This is a genomic window from Martinezella lusitana (assembly GCF_014207095.1).
GTDB classification, from domain to species: domain Bacteria; phylum Pseudomonadota; class Alphaproteobacteria; order Rhizobiales; family Rhizobiaceae; genus Rhizobium; species Rhizobium lusitanum_B.
Map to the genome: position 1 here is coordinate 30,742 of NZ_JACHBG010000009.1, position 18,773 is coordinate 49,514.

Sequence of the window (18,773 nt, forward strand, 5' to 3'; positions counted from 1 at the left end):
CTCATTCGGCCGGATGGGCCGACGTGTCGACCGGCATATAGAGGTCGCCGCCGTCGCGGTATTTGGCCGCCATCGCATCCAGTCCTTCCTTCTGCGCCTCGGCACGAATGTCGTGCGAAATCCGCATGGAACAGAATTTGGGGCCGCACATCGAGCAGAAATGTGCGACCTTGTGCGCTTCCTTCGGCAAGGTCTCGTCGTGGAAGCTGCGGGCGGTATCGGGGTCGAGCGACAGGTTGAACTGGTCTTCCCACCGGAACTCGAAGCGCGCGCGCGACAGCGCGTCGTCACGCACTTGCGCCGCCGGATGACCCTTGGCGAGATCGGCCGCATGGGCGGCGATCTTATAGGTGATGACACCGGTCTTGACATCGTTGCGGTCGGGCAGGCCGAGGTGCTCCTTGGGCGTGACATAGCAGAGCATAGCGGTGCCGAACCAGCCGATCATCGCCGCACCGATACCAGAGGTGATGTGGTCGTAGCCCGGCGCGATGTCCGTGGTCAGCGGCCCGAGTGTGTAGAAAGGCGCTTCACCGCAGACGGCCAGCTGCTTGTCCATGTTCTCCTTGATCTTGTGCATCGGCACATGGCCCGGGCCTTCGATCATCACCTGGCAATCCTTTGCCCAGGCGATCTTGGTCAACTCGCCAAGTGTCTCTAGCTCAGCGAATTGCGCTGCGTCGTTGGCGTCGGCGATCGAGCCCGGGCGCAAGCCGTCGCCGAGCGAGAAGGAGACGTCATAGGCGCGGCAGATGTCGCAGATTTCGGCGAAATGCTCGTAGAGGAAGCTCTCGCGATGGTGATGGAGACACCATTTGGCCATGATCGAGCCACCGCGCGATACAATGCCGGTGACGCGATTGACGGTCAGCGGAATGTAATGCAGGCGCACGCCGGCATGAATGGTGAAATAATCGACGCCCTGTTCGGCCTGCTCTATCAGCGTGTCACGATAGACCTCCCAGGTCAGATCTTCAGCAATGCCGCCGACCTTTTCCAGCGCCTGATAGAGCGGCACCGTGCCGATCGGCAGCGGCGAGTTGCGGATGATCCATTCGCGGATGTTGTGAATGTTGCGCCCGGTCGACAGATCCATCACCGTATCTGCGCCCCAGCGCGCGGCCCAGACCATTTTCTCGACCTCTTCCGCCATAGAGGATGTGACGGCGGAATTGCCTATGTTGGCGTTGATCTTCACCAGGAAGTTCCGCCCGATGATCATCGGCTCGCTTTCGGGATGATTGATGTTAGCCGGGATGATCGCACGCCCGGCGGCGACTTCCTGGCGGACGAATTCCGGCGTTACATCGTCGGGAATATGGGCTCCGAAGCTTTCGCCGTCGCGGACCAGGGCTTCGGCCTTCGCCTTGCGGCCGAGGTTTTCGCGGATGGCGATGAATTCCATCTCCGGCGTGATGATACCGGCTCGCGCATAGGCAAGCTGGGTCACGGCCTTGCCGTCCTTGGCCCGCAAAGCTTGCCGCTGCCCGGGAAACTCCGGCGTCAATCTGTCGCCGCTGACGAAGCCGTTGTCCTCCGGGCGGATATGCCGGCCCTCATAGGCTTCGACATCGCCTCGGGCGAGCACCCAGTCGCGGCGCAGCTGAGGCAGGCCCTGTTCGATGCGGATATCGGCACCTTCGATCGTGTAGGGACCCGACGAATCATAGACGACGACCGGCGGCTCGCCGGCTGTCGGATGGACGCTGATCTCGCGCATCGGCACGCGGATGTCGCTATGGATATCGCCGGGAATATAGATCTTGCGTGACGCCGGCAATGGGCCGGTGGTAACGGTTGGGGTGATGTTCTTTGCGGCAATGGTCATGGTTTGAGGCTCCAAGTTGCGGTTGGAGACCCAGTCATCAGCCGGAATGATGAAAAGACGCCGGCATGGAATCCAAGCGGGAATCCGAAGCCTTCAAGCGCTCGCACCGTCCCTACGCCAGTATGAACTGGATCAGGTTCAACGGGTCACTGCGCACGCTAGCAGTATCTCAGCCCCTTGCCGGGACCCCCCTGGTGAATGATGGAAGGCTAAGCCGTCTCTTCCGTTGCTGTCAACCCTGCTGGGGTTGTCATGGGTCACGTTCGACCAAAGCTGCTGATTCGTCATGGCGAAGTTGTTGAGGACGAGGGTGCCGCCTTCCTGCTCCGGCCGCGCTTGCCGACAGGACGGCCCCACTAACGGTTGCGGATCGGCATGCCATGCATCTGTGCCGGTTAACCCGTGGGCATATGCGGGGCGAGTGTTTCATGTGCTCCTGCCGATATGCGAGACACGTTATTTCCATGGCTGGGGAAATGTCGACGGCTCTCAGGCAGGAGTTGCATTTAGGCAACAGCACTCAAGACTAATGCCAGGTTGGGTTTCACATAATTGACAAACATACGGACTGTTTGTAACTCAGATGCGGGACACAAGTTGTCTTGCGGTCGAGTGATCGGCCGGATCGGTAGAGGCATTTCAAGGCCTTTGCCGCGGGGTCAAGTATGGAGGTTAGAGGGGACTCAAGCCAACATTATGTGCGTATCTGCCGGGCTGCCTGTCGCGTTTCGACCGAACCGAATTTTGAGGTGGTATTGCAGCTTTGCACTCGCGGTAAGTTCGAAATGCGAATTAAAACCAGGAGTTTATAATGAACATCAAGAGCCTTCTTCTCGGCTCCGCTGCTGCGCTGGCAGCAGTATCCGGTGCCCATGCGGCCGACGCCATCGTTGCCGCTGAGCCAGAGCCGCTGGAATACGTTCGTATCTGCGACGCATATGGTGCAGGCTACTTCTTCATTCCGGGCACCGAAACCTGCCTCAAGATCGGCGGCATGGTTCGTACCGAAGGCAAGTGGTATGACGCCTACAGCCCGAACACCCATAACGGCACGCTCTGGCACACCCGCGCAGAGTTGAGCATCGACACCGCGACCGACACCGAATACGGCCCGCTGAAGACCAACACTGTCATGCGTTGGGACTGGCAGGAAGGCAACTCCACAGACTCCAAGCTGTTGTTCGCCAACATCAGCCTCGGTGGCTTCCTCGTTGGTAAGGCCGATTCGCAGTATGTCTCGTACACCGGTTATGCCGGCGACGTCATCAACGACGACGTGGTCTATGACGGCCCGTACGAACTGAACCAGTTGACCTACAACTACGATGCCGGCAACGGCTTCACGGCAGTCATCTCGCTCGAAGACAGCAACTCCACTTCGGACGGCAAGAACTCCTACGGCTCCAGCTGGTGGACAGACGACAAGTCCAACCACTACGCTCCTGACGTTGTCGCCGGTGCTGGCTTCAAGTCCGGCGCATGGGGCTTCAAGGTTGTCGGCGGTTACGACTCGATCGTCGAAGAAGGCGCTATCAAGGCTCGTGTAGACGCTGACTTCGGCGTATTCTCGGCCTTCTTGATGGGTGGCTGGAACACCGACGGCAAGAAGCTCAACAAGTATGCCGGCACCAACGTCGACCGTTCGGCTTGCCCCGTTACGGATGCGTCGAAGTGCGGCTGGGGTGACTGGGCTGTTTGGGGCGGTGCAAGCGTTCCGATCAACGAAAAGCTGAAGTGGAATCTGCAGCTCGCCTACACCGACTCGAAGATCTTTGCCGCGACCACGAACCTGAAGTGGAACCCGGTCAAGAACCTGCTCATCGAACCGGAAGTATCCTACACCAACTTCGATTCTGTGAACCAGGATCAGTGGGCTGGTATCCTGCGCTTCCAGCGTAGCTTCTAATTGAGAGATTACCCGGCCCCGCGCCGGGTAAGAGAGGCCTGATGTTCCAATCCGTCAGGCTTCTCATCGTGATCGGTTGACCTCCGATCAAAGAGAAAGGATCCGGCTTTCCCTCCGGATCCTTTTTAGTTTCAGGCGACAGGCGTCGCCATGTCGTGTGTCTGGACCGACGGAAACCAAGTCTTCAAAACCATCTTGATGAACATCTGCCCGCAAGGCACGAGCTGGAAATTGCCCCGATCCAGCGTCCATTCGGTGATCAGGCCGCCGATGACGGCTGTCAGCGCTGACGCAGCGGTATCCGGCGTCCAGGGCGACGGCAGTTGGGTCTTCTCATTCATCAACTTGAAAATACGCTCGAAATTGTCGTGCATGTCCTGCCGGAAGGAGCTGGCACGGTTCGTCGTGCCGTCGCAGAAAGCCATATCGAGATGCATCATGACCTTCAGCATGCTGCGCTTGCGCGGGTCGTGCTGAACGTCCTCGAATATGGATGCAATGGCGTCGGCAACAAGGTCGAGTGGGTTGGGCGGCAATTCCCGCGACATCCGCTCGGCCAATTCATCGAATGGCTGCTGGGCCTCGTCGCGGATTGCGAACATCAGCCCCTGCTTGTTCTTGAAGTGCCAGTGAACCGCCCCCCGCGTCACACCGGCCGCCGTGGCAATTTCTTCCAGGCTTACGTTTTCATATCCTTTGTCGAGAAACAGCGCTTTTGCGGACTGCAAAATCTCATTCCTCGTTTCTGCAGCCTCCTCCTTAGTGCGCCTCATTCAGTTCTCCACATGTGCCCATTCTCAAGCGACCCCCTCATTCTTATTCTTAGTTTCTTGCTCCATCAACGTCGCACCGGTGCTCGTCATCTTCTTGGATCTGCAGCATAGGGCGGCGAAGCGAAGTTTGGACATTCTCTAAAAATCGAGAAAGAAAATCGCAACGAGAGGTATTCGTCAAGCACCTATAAGCCACGCACAAGTTTCCCTGTGCAATTTCGCGGCGTTGGGAAGTGCAATATCGAAAATGTGCAGATGCCGATAGCGCCATGACGGCGACAAATAACTTCGGGCGATTCTGAGTTCAGCCGCTTCATGATTGGCTTTATCCGCCAAACCGGGGCACAGAGCGGCTTTGATCTCCGTCCTCGGCAATCCTCCGCCCATATCGATGGTCAAGAGCCGTGGCATTGCGTCTGCGCGGGCGTGCCTTGGCGGTTCTGTGTTGAGTTCGTGTGGCGCGCAGGCCATCGGAGTCCCTCTCAACGCTCGCACCTGGAGGCCCCAATGACGAGCATTACCTCAGTTCTGTCCAATCGCTATTTTCAGTATCAGACATCTCGCTCAACATCGTCTGTCAACGACGATTCGGCATCCTTGATCCCGGCCGCCGGCTCTTCACCCGATGCAGGTACCTCTTCGTCATCGGACGACCAGTCTCAGATTTCTGCCGCCCAGCAACTGATCGCGCAGTTGATGAACGTTATTCTCACTCTTCAGTCCGGTAGCGGCGGTGGCGATGCTGACAGTTCGAGCGCGAACTCCGACGGCGATTCTGCCGGCTCGACATCAAGCTCTCAATCTGTAGCGGCGGCGAACTCTCAACGCAGTAAGCAGGCTGATCTGATCAAAGCCATGGACACCAATGGCGATGGCGATATCAGCGAGGCGGAATTCGTTGCCGCGCGTCCGGCAAGTGTCAGTGCGGACCAGGCTAGCAAGCTGTTTGAAAGCTTCGACAAGGATAAGACCGGCTCGCTCACCGAAGAGCAACTGGCAAAGGCGATGAAGGCCGGCCATCATATGCACCATGGCGGCAGGACGGGCGATGAGGAGCTCTCCAAGGCCTTTTCCTCCATGGATACCGATGGCGACGGTAATGTCACGGAAGCTGAATTCGTTGCTGCGCGACCGTCCGACATGGGTGCGGATCAGGCGACTGCACTGTTCGGCAGCCTTGATACGTCTGGCTCGGGATCCCTAACGCAAAGCCAGTTCGAAGCGGCAGTCAAGGCGCAGCGCCCGCAGCCCGCGGAACTTGGCAATCTCTACGCTTCCGATACGCAGGATCAGACGACAACCGACCTGCTGACACTCTGATAAGAAATCGCCTCGGTATTCGGATTTTTGCATGGGCCGGCAGCTCGGTGGGAGACCTTGCGGTCTTCCGGCCTGCGCGAGCCGGCTTTTTGTGGTTCCCGAAAGAGACATCGGGTCTGCGGAAATAATCCAAGATCGGCGATGCCGGAGCGACGGATTTCGACAGCCTGGCCGTTCAACGGTTGAGACCCCATGCTTCATGTCGAAGGAAAGAGACGCTGCGATCGGATTGGTATCCCGTGCCGGGAAAGACGAACAGACACAGCCCTCTTGTCAACGGCGGGGAAGGGGCGTGCAATGCGCAGAGCGCTCGAATTTTGGACGGTGGCGATTGTCGATGAAAAGGGATCGCACGCCCGAGAATGGCGACCTGGAAGGGGATCTGGTGGGCCGCATCGCCGCCGGCGATGTGCCGGCGATGCGCATGATGGTGACGCGGCAGCTGCCGCGTATCCTTTCAGTGGCAACCCGAATGCTCGGTGATGCCGCCGAAGCTGAGGATGTGGCGCAGGAAACCTTCCTGCGCGTGTGGAAAAATGCCGGCGGCTGGCGCCAGCGCAACGCTCGCTTCAGCACATGGGTGCATCGCGTGGCGATCAACCTTTGCTATGACCGCCTGCGCCGGCGCAAGGACGTTCTGGCCGAGTCGCCGCCCGAAATCGAATATGAGGGGCCGGCACCGGATGCGGGGCTGATGAGCGAGGAAGATCCATCGCGGCGGGTGGAACTGGCCATGCAGATGATTGCGCCTCGGCAGCGCGAGGCAATCATTCTGGTTTACTATCAGGCGCTGTCGAATGTGGAAGCGGCTGCGATCATGGATGTCAGCGTGGACGCATTGGAGAGCTTGCTGGCGCGGGGAAGGCGCTCGTTGCAGGCGCTTTTGTTGAAGGAGCAGGGCGATGGTTGAACATATCGCAGGTCCGATGAGTAGCGAGCGGTTCGCCGACATGGCCGACGCCTATGGCGGCGATATCAGCCGCTGGCCGCAGGCAGAGCGCGCGGCTGCCCGCGAATATGCCGCACAAAACAATGCGTATGATGTGCTGGATCGCGCCGCTGATCTCGATGCATTGCTTGACACCTATACGCTGAAACCGGTTTCCGCGCGCCTTGGTAGCCAGATCGTCGGGCAGCTTTCGCGCCGGTCGCGGATCCGCAACTGGTTCCGGTTCGGCTCGGCGGGCATTGGTCTTGTCGGCGTCGGACTTGCCGGCGCCTTTGCCGGCAGCGTCGCCATCGCCGTGCTGGCGCCAAGCCTAACATCGGAAGCCACCGTCGTGTCGGAGGGGACGAGCACCATGTTCGGCGACATCGGATCGGACGTGACCATAACGCAGGAAAGCCAATGACAGATCGCAGTTTCCGAATATTGGTCATAGCGCTGCTCGTGTTGAACACCTTTCTGATCGCGGGGCTGGCGGGCGGGGGATTGACCTGGATCCGCAATTCGCGGGCACCCGTCGGTGCAATGCCCCTGGGCGGCGAACAACTGCCGTCGGGTGAGAGGAAGGCACTGAGGGCTGCTCTCAACGAGGCACGCAAGGAAGAGCGCCAGACCATTCTCGATGCGCAGCAGGCCAAGGTCGATGCCGCTTCGATTTTAGGCCAGCCGACACTGGATACGGCGGCACTCTCGGCTGCATTGGCAAGGGCGCGCAACGCCGATATCGGCTTGCGGGCCAAGCTTGAGCAACGCGCCGTGGATTTCGCTGCAACGCTTTCTTACGACGAACGCCGCGCCCTTGCCGAAAGCATGATCCGGCGCAGCGTGCCGAGGGCCGCCGTCACGAAATGATCACACTCGCCGACCGACGGATCGGAAACGCACTCGCGTTTAAGCTATGTGTTTGATACAGGAGTTGGCAGGAACATGGCTCAGCAATCGAATGATGTTTATGCCGCGCTCGCCCTTTCCCGGTTCGGGTTGGGAGCTGACCACAATGGCACCGCGCCGATCGCATCCGATCCGCGCGGAGCATTAATGGAAGAGATCACCGAACGCTTCGTTCCTGTTCCAGTCGGGCCGGAACTTCAATCGACGGCCAATCTTCTGGTTTCTCTTTATGCTTTTCAGGAGCAGCGCAAGCAGGCGAGGCAGAAGGCGGTCACTGCTGTTGCCGCCGCGCCGCAGGACAAGCTGGTGCAAGGTCCGCCACGGCCGCAGCAGGCTGCACCACAGCCTGCCGGTGCCATGGCTGCCCAACCGGGTAATCAGGCAATGGTGCCGCCACCCGGCAAGCCTGCCGACAAGCCGATGCAGCCCGCCATGCCCTATCTTCCGCAGCAGATCCTGCTTGCCGAGGTGGATGCCCGCTTTAACGGCACCATCCGGCAGCCGCTCATCGGTTTTGGCGAGCGGCTTGCCATGTTCTGGGCAAACCACTTCGCGGTCGCAGTCTCGAAGAGCGAAGAGGTCCATATCGTTGCCGGCGCTTTCGAGCGCGAAGCCATTCGCCCGCATGTCTTCGGGCGTTTCGCCGACATGTTGCTTGCCGTCGAAACCCATCCGGCCATGCTCGGCTATCTCGACAATCAGCAGTCGATCGGGCCAAACTCCAAAGCCAACGGCAACAAGAAGCGCGGTCTGAACGAAAACCTCGCTCGCGAAACGCTGGAACTTCACACGCTTGGCGTCAATGGCGGCTACACGCAGACCGACGTGACGACGCTTGCCAAGATCATCACCGGCTGGACGGTGGCGCGCGCCGAAGGAAAGCTCGGCGCTCCCGGGACTTTCGTCTTCAATGCCGGCGCACATGAGCCCGGCGATCAGACACTCCTTGGTCTCACCTATGCCGACAACGGCGTTGGGCAGGGGCGTGAAGTGCTGCGGGATCTTGCCCGCCACCCCGCGACCGCGCAGCATATCGCCACGAAGCTAGTCCGGCATTTCGTCGCCGACACGCCGCCGCCGGCACTTGTGCAGACGGTTGCTGCCACCTTCAGCAAGACCGATGGCGATCTCTCGGCCGTCTACAGCGCGCTCGTCGGCTCTGAAGACGCCTGGAATCCAACACTTTCAAAGGTTCGCTCGCCGCTGGAATTCATGACCGCGCTTCTGCGCGCGAGCGGCGAAACGCCGAAGCCGAATGTCATTCTCGGCACCCTGAATGCCATGGGTCAACCATTCTGGGCTCCAGCCGGACCGAACGGGTTTGCCGATACCGTCGATGTCTGGGCGTCCAGCGAGAGCCTTAGCATGCGCATGGATGTTGCCAACATGATAGCGAATGCGGTGCCACCGCAGATCGATCCCCGCCGTTTCATCTCCGACAGTCTGGGGCCGCTTCTTTCGAAGGAAACGCTGCAGGCCGTGTCGCGAGCGGAAACGCGCAGTCAGGGCCTAGCGATCGCCTACCTTTCCCCCGAATTTCAAAGGCGTTGATCATGACTTGCGAATTGATGACTCCTACTCGCCGCGCCATTCTTGGCGCTTCCGGTGCCCTGTTTGCCTGGGCCTTCATCCCGCGCTTCGCCTATGCCGCGGGCGGGCGTGACCCGCGTTTCATCACCATCATCCTGCGTGGTGCGCTTGACGGGTTGACGGCCGTCCCACCCATTGGTGACCCCGATTATCAGGCTTTGCGGCAATCGATCGCCATGACGACGAGCGGTCCGCATGCGGCGCTGCCGCTCGACAGCTTCTTTGCGCTGCATCCTTCGATGCCGAATTTCAACCAGCTCTATCGTGCGGGACAAGCGGCTGTCGTCCATGCCAGCGCGACGCCCTATCGCGATCGATCGCATTTCGACGGTCAGGACGTGTTGGAATCCGGTTATGAAATGCCCGGCCGCGTCGATTCAGGCTGGTTGAATCGGATGCTCGAGGGGCTTCCCAAGGGCGATAAAGTTTCTCCAGATGCATCGGCGGTCCGTGGATTGTCGGTTGGCGCCAATGCGCCGCTGGTTATTCGAGGCAAGGCGCCGGTCCTCGGCTGGTCGCCGTCCAATCTTCAGCCCGTCAGCGACGACTTGCCGCCGCGGTTGATGGATCTCTACACTCACACTGATCCGCTTTTCGCGAAAATCCTGGCGGAGGGCATTTCCACCGGAAAGATCGCGGCCGGGCTCGACGTCAAGGCAAGGGGCGGTCCTGGCGATCCGACAGGCATGGAGCAGATGGCGAGAGGCGCTGCGCGCCTGCTGGCGCAAGATGACGGTCCCCGTGTCGCTGCCCTTGCCTTCGAAGGCTGGGACACCCATGCCGGTGAAGTTGACCGGCTGAACAAGCTGCTTGTCGGGCTCGATAATTCACTGGCGGCCTTCCAGCAAGAACTTGGACCGGTGTGGAAGGATACGGCGATCGTCGTTGCGACCGAATTTGGCCGGACGGCGCAGGTCAACGGCACGGACGGCACCGACCATGGCACCGGGACAACGGCTTTTCTTGCCGGTGGTGCGATCAAGGGCGGCCGGGTGATTGCAGATTGGCCGGGTCTCAAGCCGCCGCAACTGCGTGACGGCCGAGATCTTGCCGCGACGACCGACCTGCGCGCAGTCATCAAGGGGATCGCCGTCGATCTGCTTGGTGCGTCACCTGCGGTGCTGGCGCGCGACGTCTTCCCAGGTTCCGATCATGTCATGCCGATGAAGGGACTGATCGTATGATCGATATCCGGATGTCCCGATATCAGGGCCAATCGGCGTAGCCCGAGGACAAGGTGACCGTTGAGGCCTCGCTCTTACGGGCGAGGTCTCGATAGATGGCGGGCGAGAAGCCGGTTTTTTTCTTGAAGAAATGGCTGAAATAAGTGGGATCGCGGAAGCCGAGCCCATCGGAAATCTCCTGGACGGTGCGAGCGGATCGCTCCAATCGCAGTTTCGCCTCCTGCACGACCCGCTCGTGCAGCAACTGAACGGGCGAACGGCCAAGCTCGCTGCGGCAGATGGAGTGCAGCCGATCCGTGGTCACGCCGAGCTCCCGGGCATAATCCGTTATCGATCGATGCTGCCGGAAACCGATCTCGACAAGCTGCCGGTATCTTTGCAGCACCGATGCTCCACCGCCACGTCCGCGCTGCTCGGCAGCTTCCGTGCCGGCGGCCCGCCAAAGCGCCATCAAGATCAGGCGCATATAGGCTGCAATCGCCATCCATGAGGCGCGGGAGGGGTCGCCGAGCTCGCGCACGAAGCCCGCGACCAGCGGCTGCAGCTCGTTGACGGCGCCGGCATCCGGCTCGGCCATGAACCATGGCCGCTCGCTGAAGATTCTGAGCGCATAGGATTCGGCGCGATCACCGATTGCGTCGACGATGATTTGCGGCGAGGCACCAATGATGAAGCACGCGGCCCCGGCAGCCATATGCAGCTCGCAGCGCGACTGCGGCGGCATATAGGCGATGGTCGGTGCCTGCAGGGATCTTGGCTCTTCTCCCTCCAGCGCCAATGTCGCCGTTCCCGCTTGCAGCACGTAGAGATGATGAAACTGCGCGTATAGGCCCTTCTGAAAGCGGATCGTCCGAAGCGTCAATGACGGCTCGTGCCATTCTCCTCGCGCATGCAGATGAATGCCGCTGTCGGAAACCAACGCACTCTCCTCTGTGTGGCATGACGAACCGATGACATGATTGCCAGATACTTGCAATATTAACCCAGAAAATCACATTCAAAGCTCTCGGTAACCACGTAATCTCTCTCCATGAGCCTTTGGGAGGAGGCCTCCACAGGAACGATCAGGCGCTTGCGGTTCCATCTCGCTACGCCGGCCTGCGTCCCTCTCCCATCCGGAAAACTGCAGGCGGTGCCTGCACAAATGTGGACGATCGCGATGTTTGTGGCAAAGCTGCTGATCGATAATGAAGCGTCCGATGCTTTGGACGCAGCCACTTTCGAACGCATCGATCCGGCGACCGGCGATGTCGCCACCATCGCGCCGGCGGCTTCGGTGGCGGATGCCGCCCGCGCTGCCTCAGCCGCAGCGGCGGCTTTTCCCGCCTGGTCGCAGACCGGGCCTGGTGAGCGCCGGATATGTCTCAACCGAGCGGCCGACATTCTGACGGCACGTCGGGCAGAATTCGTTGCAGCGATGGTCGGCGAAACCGGAGCAACCGCGCTCTGGGCTGCGATCAATTGTGACCTCGCAACCGAAATTTTGCGCGAGGCAGCCGCCATGACGACGCAGGTCGCTGGCGAAATCATACCCTCCAGCGACCAAGGCAGCCTCGCTATGGCCGTGCGTCAGCCAGCCGGGGTCTGCCTTGGGATTGCCCCGTGGAACGCGCCGATCATTCTCGGCGTCCGTGCTATCGCCATGCCGCTTGCCTGCGGCAATACGGTCATCCTGAAGGCATCCGAACTTTGCCCTCGAACTCACTGCCTTATCGGCGAGGTGATGCGCGATGCGGGTTTCCCGCCGGGTGTCGTCAATGTCATCACAAATGCTCCCAAGGATGCAGCGGCAATCGTCGAGACATTGATCGCGCATCCTGCCGTGCGCCGGATCAATTTTACCGGCTCGACGCGCGTCGGCCGTCTCATCGCCGAAGCCTCGGCGCGGCATCTCAAACGATGCCTGCTGGAACTTGGCGGCAAAGCGCCGTTCATCGTGCTTGCCGATGCCGATATCGATGAGGCCGTGCGGGCCGCCGCGTTCGGTGCCTTCATGAACCAGGGCCAGATCTGCATGTCGACCGAACGCATTATCTTGATGGAGGCGATTGCCGATGAGTTCGTCGACAAGTTCAAGGCGAAGGCTCAGACACTTGTCGCGGGCAATCCGCGCGACGGCAACACGCCGCTCGGAACGATGATCACTGCGGAAGCGGCAAGGCGTGTTCGCGCCCTCGTGGAAGATGCCACGCAGAAAGGGGCGGTGATCGCCTGTGGCGGGCAAGCGCGCGGCACTTTGATCGACGCCACGATCATCGACCAGGTAACGCCCGCCATGCGCATCTATCGCGAGGAAAGCTTCGGGCCGGTCGCTGCGATTATCCGCGTCGAGAGCATCGATGAGGCGATCACCGTCGCCAATGACAATGAATATGGCTTGTCGTCCGCGATATTCAGCCGCGACATCAATCAGGCGCTCATCGTCGCAAAGCGCATCGAGACCGGTATCTGCCACATCAACGAAGCAACGGTGGCAGACGAGCCGCAAATGCCGTTCGGCGGCGTCAAATCAAGCGGCTACGGCCGCTTTGGCGGCAAGGCGGCCATCGACGAATTCACGGAGCTACGCTGGATCACGCTTGCATCGGGCAGGCGAGACTATCCGATCTGACGTTGGCGGCCGGAAATGCACAAGGGCATGCGGAGTAAGAGGGCTCCGACAAAAAGGGAGGAAGATCACATGACGGATAAGTTCAACAGACCGATATTGACGAGTGGGTTGACGCGGCGCGGGTTTATGGCGGCGACGGCAGCCGGTGCCACCGCAATGGCAATCGGCAACCGTGCCGCTTTTGCCGCAGACGATACGCTGAAGGTCGGCTTTATCAGCCCGCGCACGGGGCCGCTTGGCGGTTTCGGTGAGACGGATGGCTATGTTCTGGATCTCGCGCGCAAGGCCCTGGCCGGCGGCCTGCAGGCCGGGGGTAAAACATGGAAGGTGGAGATCCTCGACCGCGACACGCAGTCCGATCCTTCACGGGCCGGACAATTGGCAAAGGATCTTATCAACAATCAGGCGGTGGATCTGATGCTGGCCGTTTCGACGCCGGAGACGATCAATCCCGTTGCCGATGCCTGCGAGGCGGCGGGCGTTCCCTGCCTGTCGACCGTTATGCCGTGGGAGGCCTGGTATTTCGGTCGTGGCGCCAAGCCCGGCGCACCGTCGCCGTTCAAATGGACCTATCATTTCGGCTTTGGCGTCGGAGAATTCCTGAAGACCTATATTTCGCAGTGGAACCTGATCGAGACCAACAAGAAGGTCGGCGTCATGTATCCGAACGATGCGGATGGCAATGCGATCCGCGCCAATCTGGCGCCGGCGCTCGCCAAGGCCGGCTTCACCATCGTCGACCCCGGCGCCTACGAGACTGGAACGACAGACTTCTCCTCGCAGATCGCGCTGTTTCGCCAGGAAGGCGTGGAGATCTTCAACAGCTTCCCGATCCCGCCGGATTTCGCCGCTTTCTGGCGGCAGGCGGCGCAGCAGGGGCTCACCCAGCAGATCAAGATTTGCCAGATCGCAAAGACCGGGCTCTTTCCGTCTGACATCGAGGCGCTCGGCGATCTCGGCATGAACATCGGCAGTGCCGCCTATTGGCACAAGGCCTTTCCCTACAAGTCGACATTGACGGGTGTCTCCGGAACCGAGCTTGCCGATGGCTATGAGGCGGTAAGCGGCAAGCAATGGACTCAGCAGCTCGGTGCGAGCCTTTCGCTTCTCGATGCCGGTTTTGACGCTCTCAAGGCTGCTTCCGATGCCAAGAGCAAGGAGGCCGTCGCCAAGGCAATGAGCACGCTGAAGACAACCACGATCGCCGGAAAGGTGGACTTCACCAGCGGTCCCGTCGCCAACGTGTCTCCAGGGCCGATCATCGGCACGCAATGGGTGAAGGCGCCTGCAGGTTCGAAATTCGCGCTCGACTATGTCGTCACTGAGCACGCGACCGATCCGAACGTGCCCGTCGCGGCCAAGCTCATTGCTTATAATGGGTGAGACTATCGTGCGGGAGCAAGAACGACATAGGCCAGACCGGGATTTCCTGTCGGCCAAGGGAATCCACAAGCGCTTCGGGGCGCTTGTGGTTCTCGAAAACATCGATTTTTCCATGGGAGACGGCGACGCCGTCGGCATTGTCGGTCCGAACGGAGCGGGAAAGACGACCTTGCTGAGCGCGCTCGCCGGTGCCTTTCCGCTGAGTGCGGGGACGATCTCCTTCGATGGAAAGAACGTCACCGCCTTGACGGCGGCCGATCGCTGTCGGTCTGGCCTGGTGCGAACGCATCAGATTCCCAAACCATTCAGTGGCATGACAACCTTCGAAAACGTCTTTGTCGCCGCCTCCCATGGCAAGGCGTCCGGGCGCGACGAGGCCTATGAGCGGGTGGTTGATTCCTTGCGGCTCTGCGGCATGCTCGGCGTCGCCAACCGCCGGGCGGACACGCTTGGCCTGCTCGACCGCAAGCGACTGGAACTGGCCCGCGCCCTTGCAACGGCCCCCCGGTTGCTGCTGCTCGACGAGATCGGCGGTGGATTGACCGACGGCGAAGCTGCGGAACTGGTCGAGACCATTCTCGAATTGCGCCGCCGGGGCATCGGCATCGTCTGGATCGAACATATGGTCCATATCCTGCTGCAGGTCGTCGATCGGCTGATCTGCATGGATGCCGGTAAGATCATTGCCGATGGTGATCCGAAGGCTGTCATGAACGACGCCGACGTGGTGCGTGCCTACCTGGGAGGAACGCCCGCATGACGATCCTTTCCATTCGCGATCTCGATGTTCGCCACGGCTTGCTGCAAGCAGTGCGCGGCCTCAGTTTCGACCTCGCCAAGGGTGAAGTGCTCGCCCTCGTTGGAGCCAATGGTGCCGGCAAGACGACATTGCTGCGCGCCATTGCCGGCGCGCATCTTCCCGCCGGTGGTCAGATCTTGCTCGACGGCGCCGATATCACGCTCATCCCGTCGCACAAACGCATTGCGAAAGGCATTGCCCTGGTGCCGGAAGGCAGGCGGTTGTTTTCGCAAATGACGGTCGAGGAAAATCTGCTGCTCGGCAAGAGTTCGGGCCGCAAGGGCGCCTGGACGGTCGAGAGGGTCTTCGACGCCTTTCCGAATCTGAAGCCGCGCCGCCATGCCAAGACCGGCCATTTGTCGGGTGGCGAACAGCAAGCGACTGCGATCGGCCGGGCGCTGATGAGCAATCCCGATATTCTGCTGCTCGACGAGGTATCGCTTGGGCTATCGCCGCTGGTCGTGGATCGGGTTTACCAACAGCTGCAAGGCCTTTTGTCATCCGGCACGACGATCGTTCTCGTGGAGCAGGACCTGTCGCGGGCGATGAGCGTGGCAAACCGCATCATCTGCATGCTCGAGGGGCATATCGTCCTTGATAGACCGGCGTCAGGCGTCACGCGCGACGATGTCACCAGAGCCTATTTCGGCCTGCATCGGGCAACGGCCGAAAGGAGCGCGTCATGATCAATACCTTGCTTCAAGGTGTCCTGCTCGGTGGCTATTATGCCGTCATCGCCTGCGGATTGTCCTTCATGTTCTCGGTCATGCGCGTCATCAATCTCGCGCATGGCAGCCTTGCCGTCGTCGCTGCCTACGGCCTTTGGTTGCTGGCTGCGAAACTCGGCGTTCCGCCTTTCGCCGGCTTGCTGATCGTCCTGCCAGTCATGGCGGTCATGGGTTGGGTGCTGCAGAGATTTGTGCTCGAGCGAAGCGCTCGCGGCGGCACGCTTCTGCCGATCCTGACGACGTTCGGCTTGTCGATCGTGATCGACAATCTGCTGTTCGAGCAGTTCGGCGCCGACACGCGCTCGCTGGCGCCGTTTATCGGCAATCTCTCTTACGCTTCTTGGCAACTGCCGGGCCATATCTTCGTCGGTAAGCTGGCCGTGCTGATGATGGCGAGCGCGATCGTTATTCTCGGCTGCCTGCAGCTCTTCCTCAGCCGTTTCGCCCTCGGCCGGTCCATTCGTGCGACGGCGGAGGATCCCGATACGGCAGGTCTCGTCGGCATCGACGCTCGCAAGGTCAATGCGGTTGCAACCGCGATTACCATGGTCACCGTAGGCATCGCCGGGGCGTTCCTCGCGATGCGGGCGACCTTCAATCCCTATTCGGGTGGGCCGCAGCTGCTGTTTGCGTTTGAAGCGGCGGTGATCGGCGGTGCGGGTTCTCTCTGGGGAACCCTGTTTGGCGGCATCGTTCTCGGCCTGGCGCAATCCATCGGCGCTCAAATCCACCCGCAGGGTTTCCTGATCGGTGGCCACATCGCCTTTCTGCTCGTCCTATTCGTTCGGCTCCGCCAGCTCCCTTTGCCGGGGCTCAGTAGGATCCGCGCTCTTCTTCGGAGCCCGACATGACCACGATTGTTCCCGGAATATCTGTCGAGCGCTGGACCGCCTCGTCCCGACGGACATTGGCTCTGATGATCGTTGTTGTCATCCTGTTGGCCGCTTCGCCCGCGGTTCTCGCGGCCGGCGCCATCGACCGGATGACCACGCTGTTCATTTACGTCGTCCTTGCTGCCATGTGGAATGCGCTGGCGGGCTTCGGCGGTCTGGTTTCCGTCGGCCAGCAGGTCTTCTTCGGTCTCGGCGCCTATTTCACCATTCGTCTGGCGGATGCAGGACTGGATCCATTTGTCTCGGTGTTTGCCGCGGCTGTTATCACCGGCATTCTGTCCGTGCCGTTGTCATGGCTCATGCTGCGGCTGAAGGGTGGGGAATTTGCGATCGGCATGTGGGTGCTCGCCGAGCTTGCCCATCTGCTCGTCAATCTCGATCGGCTCATTCAGGGGGAAACCGGCACCTCGCTCATTGCATTGAATGGCTATGACAACAGTGTGCGGCGAGTGGCGATCTACTGGCTGGCACTTGCAGCGATGATCGCCTTGCTTGGTGCCCTCTTTGCCCTGATGCGCAGCCGGGCTGGCGCTGCGATGCAGGCGATCCGTGACAATGAGGACGCAGCAACCTCAGTCGGCGTCCGCGTCGCCGCGACCAAGCGATTGCTCTTCGTTCTTGCTGCTTTTGGTATCGCCGTTGCCGGCGGATTGTGGCTGGCGACCGCGGTCACCTTCCAGCCAAAGACCTATTTCAGCGTGCAATGGACGGCCTACATGATCTTCATGGTGCTCGTGGGCGGCATCGGCAAGTTCGAGGGCGCGATCCTCGGGGCGCTGTTGTTCTTCGTGATTGAAACCGTCTTTGGCGGGACGGGGGTCTGGTATCTGGTTGGTCTCGGCGCGGCAGCTCTGCTGTTTTCGCTCTATTTGCCGCAGGGTCTGTGGGGCGCGATCGAGCGACGCTTTGATCTCCAATTGTTGCCGGTCGGCTACCGGCTGACCATCTCGGATCTTTTCAAAGACAAGCAATAGCGACACAGCCAATCGTCGCGTTTCATGAGGAAGGTGAAATCATGCTTTTCGGCAAGACCATCGTCGTCACCGGGGTCGCTTCGGGTATAGGCGCACGCACCGCTGAACTTGCGGGCCAGTTGGGCGCTGATGTTATCGGGATCGACGTGCGCGAACCATCGCAGGGCATCGCGTCCTTCATCAAAGGCGACATTTCGAACGCTGCGGGCGTGGCCGATATCGTCAGGCAATTGCCTCGCAGGGTCGACGCATTGGCCAACGTCGCCGGCCTTTCCGGCAGTACTGGTATCGCGGCAACGCTTGCGGTCAATTTCTATGGCCTGCGGGCGCTTTCGCAGGTGGTCGCCCCTCATTTGCGGGAGGGGGGCGCGATCGTCAACGTCGCCTCGATCGCAGGCTATGGTTGGCGGGCCAATCTGGAGCGGGCAAAGACGCTGACGGCGATCGAGGGCTTTCCCGACGTCGCTGCCGTCGCTGCGGAGCACGGCTTGAAGAACGAAGAGGGTTATCCGCTGTCCAAGGAATTGCTACTGCTCTGGACCATGCAGGCGGCCCATCAGCCGCTGTTCAGGGATCGCGGCATTCGCGTCAACGCCATTAGCCCCGGCCCGGTGGAGACGCCGATCCTCAAGCAATTCCGCGCGGTGCTCGGTGACGAGCGCGTCGATAGCGACATCACGCGCGTCGGGCGGGCCGGAACGTCAGCTGACATCGCGCCTGCGATCCTGTTCCTCTGCTCGGATGGCGCGCGCTGGGTAAGCGGCGCCAATCTTCCGGTCGATGGCGGGCTCGAAGCCTCCATCAATGCCGATGTCCTCGGCTTCTAAAGCGCATCGCGAACCTTCGGGTTCGCTCCTCGCGCTTTAGGTCTTTGAGTTCACGCATGTCGCGCAAAACCGCTACGCACTTTTGCGCGACTGCATTGGAAAACATCCTCATCAGGAGAC

At 60.6% G+C, this 18,773-nt stretch carries 17 protein-coding genes and 1 riboswitch; of the genes, 14 read left to right on the forward strand and 3 right to left on the reverse strand.

What is annotated here, in order from left to right; all coding sequences use genetic code 11:
• Position 1 precedes the first annotated feature (1 nt).
• The gene (thiC, locus tag GGD46_RS19150) at positions 2-1,828 is read right to left on the reverse strand and encodes a phosphomethylpyrimidine synthase ThiC (RefSeq protein WP_184706777.1); all 1,827 of its coding nucleotides are present in this window, start codon (positions 1,826-1,828) and stop codon (positions 2-4) included.
• A 91-nt stretch (positions 1,829-1,919) separates the two neighbouring features.
• A riboswitch (TPP riboswitch) is annotated at positions 1,920-2,031 on the reverse strand.
• Positions 2,032-2,639: 608 nt separating this feature from the next.
• Here thiC and GGD46_RS19155 point away from each other — a divergent pair.
• Positions 2,640-3,734 carry a porin gene (locus tag GGD46_RS19155; RefSeq protein WP_184706779.1) on the forward strand — a complete coding sequence of 365 codons (1,095 nt, stop codon included), beginning with the start codon at positions 2,640-2,642 and terminating at the stop codon, positions 3,732-3,734.
• 131 nt (positions 3,735-3,865) lie between these two features.
• Here GGD46_RS19155 and GGD46_RS19160 read toward each other — a convergent pair whose 3' ends face one another.
• Positions 3,866-4,507 carry a TetR family transcriptional regulator gene (locus GGD46_RS19160; RefSeq protein WP_184706781.1) on the reverse strand — a complete coding sequence of 214 codons (642 nt, stop codon included), beginning with the start codon at positions 4,505-4,507 and terminating at the stop codon, positions 3,866-3,868.
• 507 nt (positions 4,508-5,014) lie between these two features.
• On the opposite strand from GGD46_RS19160, the gene GGD46_RS19165 reads away from it, so the two are divergent.
• The 6 genes from GGD46_RS19165 to GGD46_RS19190 all read left to right on the forward strand — a co-directional run bounded on the left by GGD46_RS19165 (position 5,015) and on the right by GGD46_RS19190 (position 10,438).
• Entirely contained in the window at positions 5,015-5,827 is an 813-nt protein-coding gene (locus tag GGD46_RS19165; protein ID WP_184706783.1) for an EF-hand domain-containing protein, read from the forward strand.
• 199 nt (positions 5,828-6,026) lie between these two features.
• Entirely contained in the window at positions 6,027-6,737 is a 711-nt protein-coding gene (locus tag GGD46_RS19170) for an RNA polymerase sigma factor (protein ID WP_281414680.1), read from the forward strand.
• The gene (locus GGD46_RS19175) at positions 6,730-7,179 is read left to right on the forward strand and encodes a hypothetical protein (protein ID WP_184706787.1); all 450 of its coding nucleotides are present in this window, start codon (positions 6,730-6,732) and stop codon (positions 7,177-7,179) included. Before GGD46_RS19170 ends, GGD46_RS19175 begins: the two co-directional genes overlap by 8 nt.
• Positions 7,176-7,625: a periplasmic heavy metal sensor gene (locus GGD46_RS19180; protein ID WP_184706789.1), complete on the forward strand. Its 450-nt coding sequence runs from the start codon at positions 7,176-7,178 to the stop codon at positions 7,623-7,625. The genes GGD46_RS19175 and GGD46_RS19180 overlap by 4 nt, the downstream gene beginning before the upstream one ends.
• Before the next feature lie 75 nt (positions 7,626-7,700).
• A complete protein-coding gene (locus GGD46_RS19185; RefSeq protein WP_184706791.1) occupies positions 7,701-9,215 on the forward strand; it encodes a DUF1800 family protein in 1,515 nt (504 codons plus the stop codon).
• 2 nt (positions 9,216-9,217) lie between these two features.
• Positions 9,218-10,438, forward strand: a complete 1,221-nt coding sequence (locus GGD46_RS19190; RefSeq protein WP_184706793.1) for a DUF1501 domain-containing protein — start codon at positions 9,218-9,220, stop codon at positions 10,436-10,438.
• A 22-nt stretch (positions 10,439-10,460) separates the two neighbouring features.
• Here the strand turns inward: GGD46_RS19190 and GGD46_RS19195 are convergent, their stop codons facing one another.
• The gene (locus tag GGD46_RS19195; RefSeq protein WP_184706795.1) at positions 10,461-11,357 is read right to left on the reverse strand and encodes a helix-turn-helix transcriptional regulator; all 897 of its coding nucleotides are present in this window, start codon (positions 11,355-11,357) and stop codon (positions 10,461-10,463) included.
• 240 nt (positions 11,358-11,597) lie between these two features.
• Here GGD46_RS19195 and GGD46_RS19200 point away from each other — a divergent pair, with 240 nt between their 5' ends.
• The 7 genes from GGD46_RS19200 to GGD46_RS19230 all read left to right on the forward strand — a co-directional run bounded on the left by GGD46_RS19200 (position 11,598) and on the right by GGD46_RS19230 (position 18,653).
• Complete coding sequence (locus GGD46_RS19200) at positions 11,598-13,049, forward strand: aldehyde dehydrogenase (protein ID WP_184706797.1); 1,452 nt, start codon at positions 11,598-11,600, stop codon at positions 13,047-13,049.
• A 69-nt stretch (positions 13,050-13,118) separates the two neighbouring features.
• A complete protein-coding gene (locus tag GGD46_RS19205; protein ID WP_184706799.1) occupies positions 13,119-14,432 on the forward strand; it encodes an ABC transporter substrate-binding protein in 1,314 nt (437 codons plus the stop codon).
• A gap of 85 nt (positions 14,433-14,517) precedes the next feature.
• Positions 14,518-15,192, forward strand: coding sequence for an ABC transporter ATP-binding protein (locus tag GGD46_RS19210; protein ID WP_409527693.1), 675 nt, complete (start codon positions 14,518-14,520; stop codon positions 15,190-15,192).
• Positions 15,189-15,917: an ABC transporter ATP-binding protein gene (locus GGD46_RS19215; protein WP_184706804.1), complete on the forward strand. Its 729-nt coding sequence runs from the start codon at positions 15,189-15,191 to the stop codon at positions 15,915-15,917. The genes GGD46_RS19210 and GGD46_RS19215 overlap by 4 nt, the downstream gene beginning before the upstream one ends.
• Positions 15,914-16,810 carry a branched-chain amino acid ABC transporter permease gene (locus GGD46_RS19220; RefSeq protein WP_184706806.1) on the forward strand — a complete coding sequence of 299 codons (897 nt, stop codon included), beginning with the start codon at positions 15,914-15,916 and terminating at the stop codon, positions 16,808-16,810. The genes GGD46_RS19215 and GGD46_RS19220 overlap by 4 nt, the downstream gene beginning before the upstream one ends.
• Positions 16,807-17,826 (forward strand): branched-chain amino acid ABC transporter permease, encoded by a 1,020-nt coding sequence (locus GGD46_RS19225; RefSeq protein ID WP_184706808.1) that lies wholly within the window; start codon positions 16,807-16,809, stop codon positions 17,824-17,826. Before GGD46_RS19220 ends, GGD46_RS19225 begins: the two co-directional genes overlap by 4 nt.
• Before the next feature lie 41 nt (positions 17,827-17,867).
• Positions 17,868-18,653 (forward strand): coniferyl-alcohol dehydrogenase, encoded by a 786-nt coding sequence (locus GGD46_RS19230; protein WP_184706810.1) that lies wholly within the window; start codon positions 17,868-17,870, stop codon positions 18,651-18,653.
• The last annotated feature ends 120 nt before the right edge of the window (positions 18,654-18,773 follow it).

What these genes read in the sequence shown, in the direction of transcription:
- GGD46_RS19170 (WP_281414680.1), top strand. Translation starts at nt 6,027, where the DNA reads ATGTCGAAGGAAAGAGACGCTGCGATCGGATTGGTATCCCGTGCCGGG.
- GGD46_RS19155 (WP_184706779.1), top strand. Translation starts at nt 2,640, where the DNA reads ATGAACATCAAGAGCCTTCTTCTCGGCTCCGCTGCTGCGCTGGCAGCA.
- GGD46_RS19175 (WP_184706787.1), top strand. Translation starts at nt 6,730, where the DNA reads ATGGTTGAACATATCGCAGGTCCGATGAGTAGCGAGCGGTTCGCCGAC.
- GGD46_RS19215 (WP_184706804.1), top strand. Translation starts at nt 15,189, where the DNA reads ATGACGATCCTTTCCATTCGCGATCTCGATGTTCGCCACGGCTTGCTG.
- thiC (WP_184706777.1), bottom strand. Translation starts at nt 1,828, where the DNA reads ATGACCATTGCCGCAAAGAACATCACCCCAACCGTTACCACCGGCCCA.
- GGD46_RS19205 (WP_184706799.1), top strand. Translation starts at nt 13,119, where the DNA reads ATGACGGATAAGTTCAACAGACCGATATTGACGAGTGGGTTGACGCGG.
- GGD46_RS19165 (WP_184706783.1), top strand. Translation starts at nt 5,015, where the DNA reads ATGACGAGCATTACCTCAGTTCTGTCCAATCGCTATTTTCAGTATCAG.
- GGD46_RS19230 (WP_184706810.1), top strand. Translation starts at nt 17,868, where the DNA reads ATGCTTTTCGGCAAGACCATCGTCGTCACCGGGGTCGCTTCGGGTATA.
- GGD46_RS19160 (WP_184706781.1), bottom strand. Translation starts at nt 4,507, where the DNA reads ATGAGGCGCACTAAGGAGGAGGCTGCAGAAACGAGGAATGAGATTTTG.
- GGD46_RS19225 (WP_184706808.1), top strand. Translation starts at nt 16,807, where the DNA reads ATGACCACGATTGTTCCCGGAATATCTGTCGAGCGCTGGACCGCCTCG.
- GGD46_RS19180 (WP_184706789.1), top strand. Translation starts at nt 7,176, where the DNA reads ATGACAGATCGCAGTTTCCGAATATTGGTCATAGCGCTGCTCGTGTTG.
- GGD46_RS19190 (WP_184706793.1), top strand. Translation starts at nt 9,218, where the DNA reads ATGACTTGCGAATTGATGACTCCTACTCGCCGCGCCATTCTTGGCGCT.
- GGD46_RS19200 (WP_184706797.1), top strand. Translation starts at nt 11,598, where the DNA reads ATGTTTGTGGCAAAGCTGCTGATCGATAATGAAGCGTCCGATGCTTTG.
- GGD46_RS19220 (WP_184706806.1), top strand. Translation starts at nt 15,914, where the DNA reads ATGATCAATACCTTGCTTCAAGGTGTCCTGCTCGGTGGCTATTATGCC.
- GGD46_RS19185 (WP_184706791.1), top strand. Translation starts at nt 7,701, where the DNA reads ATGGCTCAGCAATCGAATGATGTTTATGCCGCGCTCGCCCTTTCCCGG.